Origin of the sequence: Streptomyces sp. NPDC057623, from assembly GCF_042800355.1 — a bacterium.
Taxonomy (GTDB): Bacteria; Actinomycetota; Actinomycetes; order Streptomycetales; family Streptomycetaceae; genus Streptomyces.
Genome location: NZ_JBHVGZ010000030.1, coordinates 95,624 through 109,099, shown reverse-complemented (window position 1 = coordinate 109,099; position 13,476 = coordinate 95,624). Strand labels below are relative to the sequence as shown.

General features: G+C 70.7%; 11 protein-coding genes and 1 pseudogene. 4 read left to right on the top strand and 8 right to left on the bottom strand.

Annotation, left to right across the window (positions count from 1 at the left end):
* Positions 1-102: 102 nt before the first annotated feature.
* A pseudogene (locus tag ACFU95_RS27685) lies at positions 103-312 on the top strand (recombinase); the annotation flags it as partial.
* A gap of 1,558 nt (positions 313-1,870) precedes the next feature.
* On the opposite strand, the gene ACFU95_RS27680 reads toward ACFU95_RS27685, so the two are convergent.
* From ACFU95_RS27680 to lipB, 4 genes are all read right to left on the bottom strand, one after another.
* Positions 1,871-2,569: a DUF4191 domain-containing protein gene (locus tag ACFU95_RS27680; protein WP_383832471.1), complete on the bottom strand. Its 699-nt coding sequence runs from the start codon at positions 2,567-2,569 to the stop codon at positions 1,871-1,873.
* Between the two features lie 65 nt (positions 2,570-2,634).
* The gene (locus tag ACFU95_RS27675) at positions 2,635-2,835 is read right to left on the bottom strand and encodes a hypothetical protein (RefSeq protein WP_383832469.1); all 201 of its coding nucleotides are present in this window, start codon (positions 2,833-2,835) and stop codon (positions 2,635-2,637) included.
* A gap of 257 nt (positions 2,836-3,092) precedes the next feature.
* On the bottom strand, positions 3,093-4,058 hold the full coding sequence (gene lipA / locus ACFU95_RS27670; RefSeq protein WP_383832467.1) for a lipoyl synthase: 966 nt from the start codon (positions 4,056-4,058) through the stop codon (positions 3,093-3,095).
* A 267-nt stretch (positions 4,059-4,325) separates the two neighbouring features.
* On the bottom strand, positions 4,326-5,126 hold the full coding sequence (gene lipB / locus ACFU95_RS27665) for a lipoyl(octanoyl) transferase LipB (protein ID WP_383832465.1): 801 nt from the start codon (positions 5,124-5,126) through the stop codon (positions 4,326-4,328).
* Between the two features lie 281 nt (positions 5,127-5,407).
* Here lipB and ACFU95_RS27660 point away from each other — a divergent pair, with 281 nt between their 5' ends.
* Entirely contained in the window at positions 5,408-6,847 is a 1,440-nt protein-coding gene (locus ACFU95_RS27660) for a regulator (RefSeq protein ID WP_383832463.1), read from the top strand.
* A gap of 141 nt (positions 6,848-6,988) precedes the next feature.
* On the opposite strand, the gene ACFU95_RS27655 is transcribed toward ACFU95_RS27660, so the two are convergent.
* Both ACFU95_RS27655 and ACFU95_RS27650 read right to left on the bottom strand, forming a co-directional pair.
* Positions 6,989-8,362, bottom strand: a complete 1,374-nt coding sequence (locus ACFU95_RS27655) for an NAD(P)/FAD-dependent oxidoreductase (RefSeq protein ID WP_383832461.1) — start codon at positions 8,360-8,362, stop codon at positions 6,989-6,991.
* A gap of 182 nt (positions 8,363-8,544) precedes the next feature.
* Entirely contained in the window at positions 8,545-9,444 is a 900-nt protein-coding gene (locus ACFU95_RS27650) for a TIGR01777 family oxidoreductase (protein WP_383832459.1), read from the bottom strand.
* Between the two features lie 70 nt (positions 9,445-9,514).
* Between ACFU95_RS27650 and ACFU95_RS27645 the strand changes: the two genes are divergently transcribed.
* Positions 9,515-10,012 carry a GNAT family N-acetyltransferase gene (locus ACFU95_RS27645; protein WP_383832457.1) on the top strand — a complete coding sequence of 166 codons (498 nt, stop codon included), beginning with the start codon at positions 9,515-9,517 and terminating at the stop codon, positions 10,010-10,012.
* Positions 10,013-10,038: 26 nt separating this feature from the next.
* Here ACFU95_RS27645 and ACFU95_RS27640 read toward each other — a convergent pair whose 3' ends face one another.
* The gene (locus ACFU95_RS27640) at positions 10,039-11,223 is read right to left on the bottom strand and encodes a MarP family serine protease (RefSeq protein WP_383832455.1); all 1,185 of its coding nucleotides are present in this window, start codon (positions 11,221-11,223) and stop codon (positions 10,039-10,041) included.
* A gap of 676 nt (positions 11,224-11,899) precedes the next feature.
* Here ACFU95_RS27640 and ACFU95_RS27635 point away from each other — a divergent pair.
* On the top strand, positions 11,900-12,691 hold the full coding sequence (locus ACFU95_RS27635; protein WP_383832454.1) for a peptidoglycan recognition protein: 792 nt from the start codon (positions 11,900-11,902) through the stop codon (positions 12,689-12,691).
* A gap of 87 nt (positions 12,692-12,778) precedes the next feature.
* Here ACFU95_RS27635 and ACFU95_RS27630 read toward each other — a convergent pair whose 3' ends face one another.
* On the bottom strand, positions 12,779-13,414 hold the full coding sequence (locus ACFU95_RS27630; protein ID WP_383832452.1) for a TetR/AcrR family transcriptional regulator: 636 nt from the start codon (positions 13,412-13,414) through the stop codon (positions 12,779-12,781).
* Between the last annotated feature and the right edge of the window lie 62 nt (positions 13,415-13,476).

Sequence of the window (13,476 nt, the reverse complement as noted above, 5' to 3'; positions counted from 1 at the left end):
ACCAGCGAGACCGACCTACCCACCGAACTCACCGCATAGCCTCAAAACGAGATCACCGAGTGGCCGTCAATACACCACTCCCGCGGACGTGACCCCAAGATCATGGAACTCGCGGTACAGAAACCGCGCCCCTTCGATCTGGTCTGTGTCTACGAGACCCGCGCCATCGGCCGACAGAACCGTGTGTTCTGGGAATGGGTCTGGCGGCTTCAGGATCTCGGAATCTTCGTGGCGATTGTCGATGAGGACATTGACAACACCACCGAAGAGGGTGAGTCGCGCATGCGCGACAAGGCGAACGAAGCGTTCAAGGAACTCGCCAAGATCCGAAAGCGAACTCAGGGCGGAATCCAGGAGAAGGCGGAGCTGGGGGGCTTCCCTGGCGGGCAGGCCCGGTATGGCTACCGCATCGCCAACAAGGGGATCAAGGGCGAGCAAGAGCTTGTGCTTGACGTCTGCGACGGGGGAGAGGCATGCACCCGCACTGACCCTTGCGAGACCGTGCATGAGGCTGACGTACTCCGCTTTGCTCGTCGTGTCGCCGTTCGCGTCAAGAAGAACTGGGACCGGGTCGCTCTGCTCCTGAACGCAGAGGGGTTCTTCACTCGCTCAGGTACGCCGTGGACCGGCCCCAACATCAGGGGGCGCCTCACGGACGAAAATCTCCTGAACGCTCAGTTCGTCTTCCGTAACGAGAAAAACGGCGCACAGATCGGTCCGGACGGTAACCCGGTCTGGGGCGAGTCGATCACGATGGCGCTGCCGCCCATGTTCACTCCGGATGAGGCGGCTGAGTTCCGGGCTACCAAGCCAGCTCGTACCTATACGTATCCCGTCAACACTCGGGTCTACCCGATGTCTGGGGTGCTGATCAGCCCTTGCGGCAAGCACTACGTAGGCTCCACCCCGGTGGAGAGCGAGAGTTCCCACTACGTGTGCAGCGGCAAGCAGCCGGATTACGCCGGGGCTGGGCGGTGTTCCTGCTCGCAGGTCTGGGCTGAAGGCGTTGAAGAGTGGGCATGGGGCAATGTCTGTGCACTGCTTGGTAACCGTGATCGGCTGTTGGCCCTGGCCCATGAATGGGTTGGTACAGCCGCTAATCAGCAGGTTGACTACTCCACTCGTCTTGCGTCCCTGGACCAGAAGATTGCCGAGCAGAACGACACCATCGACCTCATGACGGGCGTCACTGCGAAGCAGGTAACCCGAAAAGGCCTCACTGGGAAGGCCGCTGAGGCTGCTGTGGAAAGGAAGCTTCTGCCTTTCTACTCAGAGCTTGAGCAACTTCAGAGTGAAAGGGCTGATGTCCAACTGTGGCAGTCGGAGGCTCAGGAAACCGATCAGCGGGCGAAGGATCTACACGCGCTCGCGCAGTCTGCGCGTGGACGCCTGGAGAAGTTCACCAAAGACCAGCAAGCAGAGTGGCTTGCCCTGCTCGACATCAAGGTGAAGGTGTTGGAGAACCCGCCCGCCATGCGGCGCGGACTGGCGTGCCCGGTCGGTGATTGGTTCCGGGAGCACGACCGGTGGGTGCCGACTCTGTCTGAGGAAGTCTGGCTACAGATCGTTGAAGCTGAGGGCTTCCCTGATGGGGGGCTCGTGCCTCGCCAGGCGGGCGGCGTAGCCCCGAGGACCGTTCTTGAGGTCTTCCTCAAGAAGGCGCTGACCGGAGTGTCTTGGCCCGCTCTGGAGGCTGAGACCGGCTCTAAGGGCCTGATCGGTCATTGGAAGCGGTGGGGCAAGCAAGGTCGCTGGGAGCGCGTCATGGAGGCCATGAAGCACTGTGACGGGGCACCTGTGGCACCCCGTCACCAGCTTCCCAATATGGAGATGACAGGCAAGGTACGACCTGGGGTCATCCTTGCCGCGACTAGCGACCGCGAGGCGGGCGGCCAGGAAGGCCACGCCCGGGAACCGGGCCCTTGGGCAACGGCATGTTGCTCATCAGGTCGCCCATGGCCTTCAGCCGGTCGTTGGTGGCGGTCACCTGGGGGCCGGTCAGCACGCGGGGCAGCTTCAGCATGGTGGTGCGCAGCTTCTTCAGCCCGACCTGGCCGTCGCCCGTGCCCACGATCAGGTCGTGCACCGGTACGTCCGCGACGATGCGGTTCATCTTCTTCTTCTCCGCGGCCAGCAGGCTCTTCACCCGGTTCGGGTTGCCCTCGGCGACCAGCACGATGCCGGCCTTGCCGACGGCCCGGTGCACCACGTCCTGGCTGCGGTTCATCGCCACCGCGGGCGTCGTCGTCCAGCCCCGGCCGATGTTGTCCAGTACGGCCGCTGCGGCGCCCGGCTGGCCCTCCATCTGCCCGAAGGCCGCTCGCTCGGCCCGGCGCCCGAACACGATCGCCGACGCGAGGAAGGCGAGCAGCAGGCCCAGGATGCCGAGATAGATGGGGTGACCGATCAAGAAACCGATCGCGAGGAAGACACCGAAGGTGACGATTCCGACAGCCGCGAGTACAAGACCGATCTTCTTGTCGGCCTTGCGGGTCATCTTGTAGGTCAGAGCGATCTGCTTGAGTCGCCCCGGGTTCGCAGCGTCCGCTGCCGTGTCCTTCCTCGCCATGCCACGCAGTCTACGTGGCCCGGGAAGTGCCGACGACGGCAGTGCCGTCGCGGGACGGGGAGGGGTCAGGAGCGGACGACGGTGACCTGGTCCAGGACGCGCTGTGCCTCGACGCGGTCCTTGGCGCGACGGCGGTCCTCCAGCACGGACGTCCAGGCGTTGCGGCGGGCGGTGCGCTGGCCGCTGCTCAAGAGCAGCGACTCGACGGCACGCAGTGCAGTGGCGAACGACGGGATGGCGGTGGCGCGAACGGGCGCGGCCTGCATGGTGGAGGTCCCCCCTCGGGATCGGCGGCTTTGGTGAGCGGTGTACGGGGTGTGCAACCAGCGTCACTGATTGGTGTTACCAGGGCGTGACCGACCGGTCAAACACCAATGAAGCCTTGATGTGTGGCCCGAAATGCTTGACGCGGCCCTGATGGCCCCCCTATCTGCGGGGACGTCCAGGACCGCGTCAATCGGCGGCTACCAAGGGGTAGTTGCTTGTGCGCAGATTCACACGCGCTTGGTGGCACTCCGTGCCATCAGACGGCCTGCGAGGCGACGTAGGAACCCCGCTTCTCGATGGCCATCTGGTACAGCCGTCCGGCGCGGTACGAGGAGCGCACCAGGGGACCGGACATCACGCCGGAGAAGCCGATCTGGTCGGCCTCGTCCTTCAGTTCCACGAACTCCTGCGGCTTCACCCAGCGCTCCACGGGGTGGTGGCGCACGGACGGGCGCAGGTACTGCGTGATGGTCACCAGCTCGCAGCCCGCGTCGTGCAGCTGGCGGAGCGCCTCGCTGATCTCCTCGCGGGTCTCGCCCATGCCGAGGATGAGGTTGGACTTGGTGACCAGGCCGTAGTCGCGGGCCTCGGTGATGACCTTCAGGGAGCGCTCGTAGCGGAAGCCGGGGCGGATGCGCTTGAAGATCCGGGGCACCGTCTCGACGTTGTGCGCGAAGACCTCGGGGCGGGAGGCGAAGACCTCCTGGAGCAGCTCCGGTACGGCGTTGAAGTCCGGGGCGAGGAGCTCGACCTTGGTGCGGCCGGCCTCGCGCTGTGCCGTCTGCTGGTGGATCTGGCGCACCGTCTCGGCGTACAGCCAGGCGCCGCCGTCGGGGAGGTCGTCGCGGGCGACGCCGGTGATGGTGGCGTAGTTCAGGTCCATGGTGACCACGGACTCGCCGACGCGGCGCGGCTCGTCGCGGTCGAGCGCCTCGGGCTTGCCGGTGTCGATCTGGCAGAAGTCGCAGCGCCGGGTGCACTGGTCGCCGCCGATGAGGAAGGTCGCCTCGCGGTCCTCCCAGCACTCGTAGATGTTCGGGCAGCCGGCTTCCTGGCAGACCGTGTGCAGGCCCTCGCTCTTCACGAGGCTCTGCATCTTCGTGTACTCGGGGCCCATTTTCGCCCGGGTCTTGATCCACTCGGGCTTGCGCTCGATGGGGGTCTGGGCGTTCCTGACCTCCAGGCGCAGCATCTTGCGTCCGTCGGGTGAGACTGCGGACACGTCGGCTCCCTGTAGCTTCGATTCTTCGGCGTACACCAGGGTACGCCCGTGCGTTTTGCGACTCCGGGCTGGGCAACCTTGCGGAACGTCGGTGCATTCCTGCGGGACCCGCGGTTCCCCGCCCCCGCCGCCCCTACCCGTCCCGTCCTTCTGGGGCTCCGCCCCGGACCCCGCTCCTCAAACGCCGGAGGGGCTGGATGAGCCGGCCCAGCGTTCGAGGACAAGGCCCGGAAAGCCGACAGTGGGCGAGGAACCGCGGGCGCCGAGTCACGCGGCCGGGGTCTTCTCGATCTCCCGGGGCTTCAGGTCCGCGTGTTCCAGTACGTCCTTCAGGTGCCGCTCGACGACCGGCAGCACCTCGTCGATCGTGACGTCTCGGCCGAGCTCGCTCGCCAGGGAGGTGACGCCCGCGTCCCGGATCCCGCACGGGATGATCCGGTCGAACCACTTGTTGTCCGGGTTCACGTTCAGCGCGAAGCCGTGCATGGTCACGCCCTTGGCGACCCGGATCCCGATCGCCGCGATCTTGCGGTCCTCGCGCCGCTGGCCCGCGTTGGACGGGGCGTACTCGGGGCCGTTCAGCCGGGGGTCGAACTCCTCGTCGGTGAGGCGGGGGTCGAAGTCCAGGGCCAGTCCGCCGAGGGCCGGACGCTTCTCGACGGGGTCGCCGAGGACCCATACGCCACTGCGCCCCTCGACCCGGGAGGTCTCCAGGCCGAACTCCGCGCAGGTGCGGATCAGGGCCTCCTCCAGCCGCCGTACGTGCGCCACGACGTCCACGGGGCGGGGCAGCTTCTGGATCGGGTAGCCGACCAGCTGGCCCGGGCCGTGCCAGGTGATCTTGCCGCCGCGGTCCACGTCGACGACCGGCGTGCCGTCCAGGGGTCGCTCGTTGGCCGCCGTGCGCCGGCCCGCCGTGTAGACCGGGGGGTGTTCGAGCAGCAGGACCGTGTCGGGGAGCTCGTCCTCGAACCGCGCCGCGTGCACCCGGCGCTGCTCGTCCCACGCCTCCTGGTACTCGACGGCGTCCGCGCCGAACCCCATACGGACGAACCGCAACTCACTCACGGCAAGCGCCTCCCTAGAAGCACCGGAAAGTCGTAAGGCACAAAGCGTGCCTACGCCACTGTACGACCGGCTTGTTCGGGTGACGTCTCACGGTCCGCGTCAGCTCGGTGGGGCAATCCTCACACGATCGGATGAATGGGTGGCGAAATGTGCGATCGGCTGCTTACTCTCCGCTACATTCGCGCCGTTCGAGAGGCCAAAATGGCTGCTCACCGGCAATCCGGGCACTCAGCGGCCACAAGGGCACGCGCGAGGTCCGAAGGCAGGAGACCGCACCGCAGATGACGGAACGACCCGCGCAGCGCACTCCCAACCGCCAGCTCGCCGCGCTCATCGCAGAAGCGGGATTCTCCAACGCGGGTCTCGCCCGCCGGGTGGACCAGCTCGGCCTCGAACACGGGCTTGATCTCAGATACGACAAGACCTCGGTCACACGCTGGCTGCGCGGCCAGCAGCCACGCGGTACGACGCCCGCCCTCATCGCCGAGGTCTTCACCCGTCGCCTCGGCCGCCGGCTCTCCGCCCAGGACCTCGGCCTCGACGCCTGCGCCCCCGTGTACGCGGGCCTGGAGTTCGCCGCCACCCCCGAGGAGGCCGTCGACATCGTCAGCGGCCTGTGGCGCAAGGACTCCGGCAGCCACGCCGAGCTGCGCAAGATCGCCTTCACCCCGGCCGGTCTCGTCGTGCCCAGCCGGGACTGGCTGATCGGCCGCGCCGACGAGAAGGTCGCCCGGGGCGAGCCGATCGCCCGCATCCCGGTCCAGGGCCGCCCCACGGCCGTACCCCGCCAGCGCAGCCAGGGCGAGCGCGGCCCCGGCCAGAAGGTCACCGGCGGCGACATCGCGGCGCTGCGGTCGGTCGGCGAGCTGTTCCGCTCCCTCGACGACATGTACGGCGGCGGCCACGCCCGCCAGGCCCTCGTGCGCTACCTGGAGCACGAGTGCGAGCCGATGCTGCGCGGCACCTACGGCGAGCAGACCGGCCGGCGCCTGTTCGCGGCCGCCGCGGACCTCACCCGGCTCGCGGGCTGGACGTCGTACGACATCGCGGCGCACGGGCTCGCCCAGCGCTACTTCGTGCAGTCGCTGCGGCTCGCGCAAGCGGCCGGGGACCGGGCGTTCGGCTCCTATGTCCTGGTCACGATGAGCCGCCAGGCCGTCTACCTCGCGCACGGCCGCGAGGCCGTCCAGCTCGCGCGCGTGGCCCAGCAGGGCGTGGGCACCAGCGCGCCGCCGGTCGTGCAGGCCCTGCTGCACGCGTGCGAGGCGCGCGGGCACGGCGTACTGGGCGAGGTGCGCGCCTGTACGGCCTCCCTGGTCCGGGCCGAACGCGCCCTCGAAGCGGCTCGCTCCGGCGACGACGTGCCGCACTGGGCACGGTTCTTCGACGAGGGGCAGCTCGCCGACGAGTTCGGGCACTGCCACCGGGACCTGCAACAGTTCCGTGCGGCGGCCCAGCACGCCGAGCGGTCGCTGCAACTGCGCGCGCCCGCGTACGCCCGCAGCAGGCTGTTCTGCCGCGTCGTCCTCGCCTCCGCCCGGCTGGGGCTCGGTGAGCTCGACCAGGCATGTGCGCTGGGGGCGGAGGCCGCGGGTGCTGCCGCGGAGATGCGGTCGGTGCGGGCCATCGAGTATGTCCGGGACTTCGAGCGCCGGTTGGAGCCGTATCGGGACGCGGCGCCGGTGCGGGGGTATCGCGACAAGGTCGCGGCGTACGGGTAGGGGCTCGCCGTAACTCCGACCGGTCGTGTGCCTGCTCGCGGCCCCGTTGTGGCTGGTCGCGCCCACGCGGCGGAGCCGCATGTCGACACAGCCCCGCGCCCCTGAAGGGGCGCGGGTGCTCTGCGTCCTTCAGTAGCCGCCTTAGGCCGCCGCCCTCAACGGCTCCGCCCGGTGCAGCGAGCCCGCCGCTCCCAGGTCCGTAAGGATCGCCGCCGCGGCCCGGTGGGCCGAGTGCAGGGCGCCCTGGACCGTGCTGGTGTCCCGGTGGTCGCCGCACACGTACAGGCCCGCCAGCAGGCGCACCGGGCGGCGCAGGTCATGGGGCGGGCGCATCGCGGGGACGGCCTCCGGGGTGTGGTGCACGGCGAGGGTCTCCCAGCGTGCCGTGGAGATGCCGTAGAGCCGGGACAGGTGCATCCGTACGGCCGTGTCGAGGTCGGGCGGCGCCGTGCCGAGCACCGTCGACGAGACGAGTGCCCGGCCCGCCGGCGCGCGGCTGGGGTCGACCTGGCTCATCACCGCCGTGTGCGCGACCGGGCCGCCCCGGTCGGCGTCCAGCAGCAGCGAGGCGCCGGTCGTCGGCGGCTCGTCGGTCGTGTGGTGGACGACGGTGACCGGGTGGAAGTCCGGTACGCGCAGGCCCGGCAGCAGCTCGGCGGCGGTCCGTGCGTCCGTCGCCAGCAGGACGGCCCGGCACGGTATTTCGCCGTGCTCCGCGGTGGTCACCGAGGTCGTGGCGACCGAGGTGACCCGCACGCCGGTGTGTACGGTGCCCGGCGGCAACGTCCGGGCGAGCAGCTCCGGCAGCGCCTCGGCGCCGCCCTCGGGCACGCACAGGCGCCCGCTCGCGAAGGCGCGCAGCGCGAGATCCGCGCACCGGCTGGACGTCGTCAGCTCCGGGTCGCACAACAGCGCGGCGAGCAGCGGGCGCAGGAAGCCGTCGATCGTCCGCGCGGGGACGCCCCGCTCCGCGAGGGCCTGCGCGGCCGGCGACTCCGGGCGGGCCAGCAGCCGTTCGACGGGCGCGGTGGCCAGGCGGGCGAGCGCGGCGCCGAGCCGGGCCTGGTCGACGGCGGTACCCAGCGGGGCGCTCGCGCGCACCCTCGGCAGGGTCGTCTGCCCGGGGAGGCCGCGCACGGACGCAGCCCGCGGGGCGCTCGCCAGGGCGCGCACCGCGTGGAGTGCGCCCCTCGCGCTCCGTGGCTTGACGAACGCGCCCGCGCGCTGTCGGCGCCCGTCGCTGTGCAGCAGTACACCCGGCGCGAAGGGGCGCAGGGCCAGCGCGTCGAGGCCGGGTGTCAGACGTAGTTCCGGATACGACGTCGACAGCAGCTGTCCGATCCGGTCGAGCCGGAACCCGTCGATCTTCTCGGTCGACATGCGGCCGCCCGTGCAAGGGGCGGCCTCCAGGACTGCGGTCCTCACTCCTGCGCTGGTCAGTCGATGCGCCGCGGAGAGTCCGGCGACCCCGGCTCCCACGATGACGACGTCCGCCTGGTACGCGGGCTCAAGCACGTGCCCCTCCTCGAGGTTGCGCGGCCGGTGGAGACGTCATGCCCCCAACAGGCTTAGGGGATACCCGAGTTCGGGACGAGGTTAGGGCTGTGATCGGTCAGAAACAGTCGCGCATGGGCAGAGCACGGTCGCACGGTGGTCGCATACGGACGCCGCGTCTGCTCGACCGTGCTGTGCCCGGACTACTCGACCGCCGCTCGGATCGCCCCCTCGATCTCCGGGAACGCGAAGGTGAACCCCGACTCCAGCAGCCGCTTCGGCAGCACCCGTTGGCTGCCCAGCACATCCCCGGCCATCTCGCCGAGCACGGTCCGCAGCACGGGCGCCGGGACCGCGAAGAGCGTCGGCCGGTGCAGCACGCGCCCCATGACCTCGGTGATCTCACGGTTCGTCAGCGGCTGGGGCGCCGTCACATTGAACGGCCCCGACAGGCCGTCGGTGTCGATGAGATGCCGGATGGCGGCCACCTCGTCGTGCAGCGAGACGAACGACCAGTACTGCCGCCCGTCGCCCATCCGCCCGCCCAGCCCGGCCTTGAACAGCGGGAACAGCCGTCCCCAGGCCCCGCCCTGCCGGGCCACCACCAGCCCCGTGCGCGGGAACACCGTCCGGATGCCCGCCTCCCGCGCGGGCGCCGCCGCACCTTCCCACTCCACGACCAGCGAGGGCAGGAAGCCCTCCCCGGGCGGGGCGCTCTCGTCGACGGTCCGCTCGCCGGTCTCGCCGTAGTAGCCGATCGCGCTGCCGTTCACGAAGACCCGCGGCGGCTCGTCCAGCGTGGCGATCGCCTCCGCCAGTGCCGCCGTACCCAGCACCCGGCCGCTGCGGAGCTTCGCCTTGTACGCCTCCGTCCAGCGCCGCGAGCCCACGTTGGCCCCGGCCAGGTTGATCACGACGTCGCACCCCGCGAGCCCGGCCGCGTCCACGTACTCACGCTCGGGATCCCATCGGACCTCGTCCGCCGAGCGGGGCGCGCGCCGCACCAGTCGCACCACCTCGTGCCCGTCCGCGACCAGGGACCGCACCAGCGCGCCGCCGATCAGTCCGGAGGAGCCGGCCACCGCGATTCTTGAAAGTTCCATAACCTCATCCTGCCTGTGCCCGGACAAAACCCCGGTCGGCTCCCCGGGGGCGGGTCGTAGGGTGACGCCCATGTCCGAGTCGTACGTACCCCGTATACGCGCTGCCCTGCCCGACGACGAGGAGGAGTTGTCCCTCCTCGACCGTGTCACCTGGTCACCGCTGCACGCGGTCATGCCGAAACCGCAGCCGCCCTACCGGCCGTTCTTCGACGACCGCCACGTCCCCGAGGACTATCTGGTGGCCGAGCTGGACCGGCGCATCGTCGGCTATGTCCGCCTGGCGCTGCCCACCCCGCTGGCCTGCAACGCGCACGTCCGGCAGATCCAGGGGCTGGCCGTCGCCGACGAGGCCCGCGGCCATGGCGTCGGCCGGGCGCTGATCCGCGCGGCCGTCGAGGAGACCCGCCGCCGGGGCGCCCGCCGGCTCACCCTGCGCGTCCTCGGCCACAACACACCGGCCCGCAAGCTGTACGAGTCCGAGGGGTTCGTGGTGGAGGGGGTGCTGTCCGAGGAGTTCTTCCTGGACGGGGCGTATGTGGACGACGTGTTCATGGGGCGAGCCGTCTGACCTGGTAGGCCGGATTCCGGCTCGCCTCAGGACGTGACGAGGCTCCCCGTGTCCACCGGCGCCGTGGCGTTCGCCGCGCGCTTCGCGTCGGAGGCGACCTCCGCCGCCGTCAGGACGTAGCCCGTCTCGGCGTCGGACGTGGAGCGGGCGAAGACGACGCCGAACACCTTGCCGTCGGTGGTCAGCAGGGGGCCGCCGGAGTTGCCGGGGCGGACGGTGGAGCGGATCGAGTAGATCTCGCGGGTGACGGTCGCGTCGTTGTAGATGTTCTGCCCGGTCGCCCGCACCCGGTTCGCGACCGTCGCCGCCTGGAGGTTGAGATCGCCGTCCTCCGGATATCCGGCCACGACCGCCGAGTCGCCGCGCGTGGCGTCGTCGTCGAACCGGAGGACGGGGGCGCGCAGATCGGGGACGTAGAGCACGGCCACGTCCCGCTCCGGGTCGAAGAGCACCACCCGTGCCTCGTACGACGGCCCGACGCCGCCGACCCGGACGCCGGGGTCGTCGATGCCGGCCACGACGTGGGCGTTGGTCATCACATGCCGGGGGGAGTAGACGAAGCCGCTGCCCTCGCGGCCCTGGGTGCCCGAGACGCCCTCGATCTTGACGGTGCTGAGCTTGGCGGCGTTCGTCGCGGCGGCCGTGACGCTGTCGCCGGTGGGCTTGGCGACCTCGGCGGTCGACTCGTTCTCGAACGGGTTGAAGACCTGGGGGAAGCCCGCCTCGGTGAGTGCGGTGGTGGCCCGCGAGAACCAGGCCGGTGTCGTGTCCGGCATGGCGTCCTGCACGGTCCCGAGCAGCCGGGAGTCCCGGATCGCGGAGGTCAGCATGGGCGAGGAGGACGCGGCGAGGACACTCGCGGCCACCCAGGCCACGATCAGCACGGCCACCGAGTTGGCCACGGCCCCGCCGACCCCGTCGGCCACCCTGAGCGGGCCCCGGTCCAGCTCCCGGCGCAGCCGCAGGGCGAGCCGCCCCGCCAGCTCGTGGACCACCACGGCCGGGACCAGCACCGTGAGCACCGCGGTCACGGTCGCCGACGTCGTCCCCGGCGTGACCAGGTCCATCATCCACGGCAGGATCCATACGCCGATCACCGCGCCGCCCACGAAGCCGGCCAGCGAGACACAGCCGGCCACCAGCCCGCGCCGGTAGCCGGACGCCGCGTAGGCCAGGATGACCAGCAACAGCAGGATGTCGAGCAGGTCCACAGAGCCGCCTTTCTCTCGGACCCCTTAGTACGCGCGGAAGCCGCCTGTTGATCAGCGCGCGCACACGCGCCGCCGGGAACCGGCCACGCTGCGTTCACCTGGAGAAACGCCCCGGACCGGGACGATGGTTCCACTGCGTGTCACACCACACATCGCGGGCGGACAGGATCCGTCGGACAGTAGGACCATGCGTGCCTTCCGACGGGTCACCCGAAGGGTCTTCCGGCGAACGCGGGGCAGACGAAGACCTTGTGCCGTACGAATACCGTGGGCTGCGGGGACGGCGTGGGATGCGCGCAGGGGGGACGAGGCCGCGCGTCCGGTGGACGCGTCCGCGGGGCGGGGGGCGGACGGGGGGTCGGATGGGGCCGATGAGCCCGTCCTGCCAGGTGAGCCGGGTGTGGGTGATCGGCCTGAGCGGTCGGCTGGGTCGGATGAGCCGGCCGCCCTTCGGGAGCACTCGGCCGAGGGCGGGCAGTCGGCGCACCTGGAGGAGTCGGCCCGGCGGGAGGAACCGGGCGGGCAAGCGTGGCAGGCCGGGGTGGATCCGTGGGCCAGGGGGGTGCCCGGTGCTGGGCAGCGGCCTCGGAACCGGCATCGGCGACGCCGGACCCGCCGTCGGCAGCTGCCTCGGGCCCGGTGGCACGCTCGGGCCCGGCTGTCGTCCCGCGCGCAGGTGCCGGCCGGGGAGCGGCCTCCCGCGGGGTGGCGCGTTCCGCCCGTACTGCTCGTGCTGCTCGGCTGTCTGCCCGGCCTCGCCGCCGTCCTCGCGCTGGCGTTGTGCGCGAGCGGGGTCGAACGCGTCGTCGCGGCGGCCGCGCGGCCGGTCGCGGCGCGGCCCGCAGACTCGCACCAGGTGGCCCGACCGCCCATTGTCCCCAGGTCGGCCTGGCTGGACGACGACACCCGCCGTGCCCAGCCGCCACCGCGCTACGACGACCGGGTCGTCGCCGTCTTCGTCCACCACACCGACTCGCCCAACGGCTACGACTGTGCCGACGTGCCCCGCATCATCCGGTACGTGTACGCGGGCCAGACCGGCTCCCGCGACTGGGACGACATCGGCTACAACTTCCTCGTCGACCGCTGCGGCACCATCTACGAGGGCCGCGCGGGCGGCATCGAGCGTCCTGTCACCGGCGCCCACACCCAGGGCTTCAACCACCGCACCACCGGCATCGCCGCCATCGGCACCTTCACGGCCGGGGTACCGGTGCCCGAGGCGATGGCCGACTCGATCGCCGCGCTGGCCGCGTGGAAGCTGGGGAAGACCGACACGGACCCGCGTGCGAAGGTCCGGCTGACCTCCAGCAACAGCGAGAGCCGCTACTCCTCCGGCACCACCACCACGCTTCCGGCCGTCGCCGGTCACAACGAGGGCTACATGACGAGCTGCCCGGGTGCGGCCCTGACCGCCCGCCTCCCCGAGATCAGGGCCACGGCGGCCCTCCTCCAGGGCAGACGCTGACGCGGCGGGCACGCCCCGTGTGCGGCGAGCGCGACGGCGGACGCGTCGACCCCGGCCGTGGCGAAGGCCGGATCGGGCACCGGTGGCTCACGTGAGCCCAGGCGCGTCCTGCCCGGATCCGTCGCGCCGAAGACCGGCGAACACCGCCGGCGTCGCCCAGCCGCGCAGCGTGGCGCGGATCGCCGACCGGAACGCGTCCTCTGCCGTGGCGGCGTCGAAGGCCCCGGCGAGTTCGAGCGTCACCAGACCGTGCAGGGTCACCCAGAGTGAGACGGCGATCGACGTCGCCGGGCCGTCGAGGACGGACCCTGTCACGGCCCGGTCGATCGCCGCGAGGAGCGGGCGAACGGGGTCACTCGTACCGACCGTTCCCGACGGCCTGAAGGACTGCACCCCACCGAACAGCACCGAGTACAGGTGGCTGTGTTCGCGCCCCCATCGCCGGTACGCGGCGCACAGCGCGTAGACGTCGGCGAGGGGGTCCTCGGAGGTCGGCACCGCCGTCACGGTCTGGAACAGGCTGGCGACGGCCTTGTCACGGACCGCCGCGATCAGTCCGTCCTTGCCGCCGAACAGCGAGTACACCGCCGCCGTGGAGGTCGCGGCGGCCGTGGCCACGGCCCGGACCGTGACCGACTCCTGCGGACGGGTGGCGAGCAACTCGGTCGCGCACTCCACGAGCCGCTCTTTGACGGTCTCGTCGTTCGTCCTCGGCCTACCCATGACGAGAAGCCTACCGTCTTTGATAACGTCGTTTTGAAACGCCGTTACAGAACGGCGTTCAG

What these genes read in the sequence shown, in the direction of transcription:
- ACFU95_RS27680 (WP_383832471.1), bottom strand. Translation starts at nt 2,569, where the DNA reads ATGGCGAGGAAGGACACGGCAGCGGACGCTGCGAACCCGGGGCGACTC.
- ACFU95_RS27675 (WP_383832469.1), bottom strand. Translation starts at nt 2,835, where the DNA reads ATGCAGGCCGCGCCCGTTCGCGCCACCGCCATCCCGTCGTTCGCCACT.
- ACFU95_RS27660 (WP_383832463.1), top strand. Translation starts at nt 5,408, where the DNA reads ATGACGGAACGACCCGCGCAGCGCACTCCCAACCGCCAGCTCGCCGCG.
- ACFU95_RS27650 (WP_383832459.1), bottom strand. Translation starts at nt 9,444, where the DNA reads ATGGAACTTTCAAGAATCGCGGTGGCCGGCTCCTCCGGACTGATCGGC.
- ACFU95_RS27645 (WP_383832457.1), top strand. Translation starts at nt 9,515, where the DNA reads ATGTCCGAGTCGTACGTACCCCGTATACGCGCTGCCCTGCCCGACGAC.
- ACFU95_RS27630 (WP_383832452.1), bottom strand. Translation starts at nt 13,414, where the DNA reads ATGGGTAGGCCGAGGACGAACGACGAGACCGTCAAAGAGCGGCTCGTG.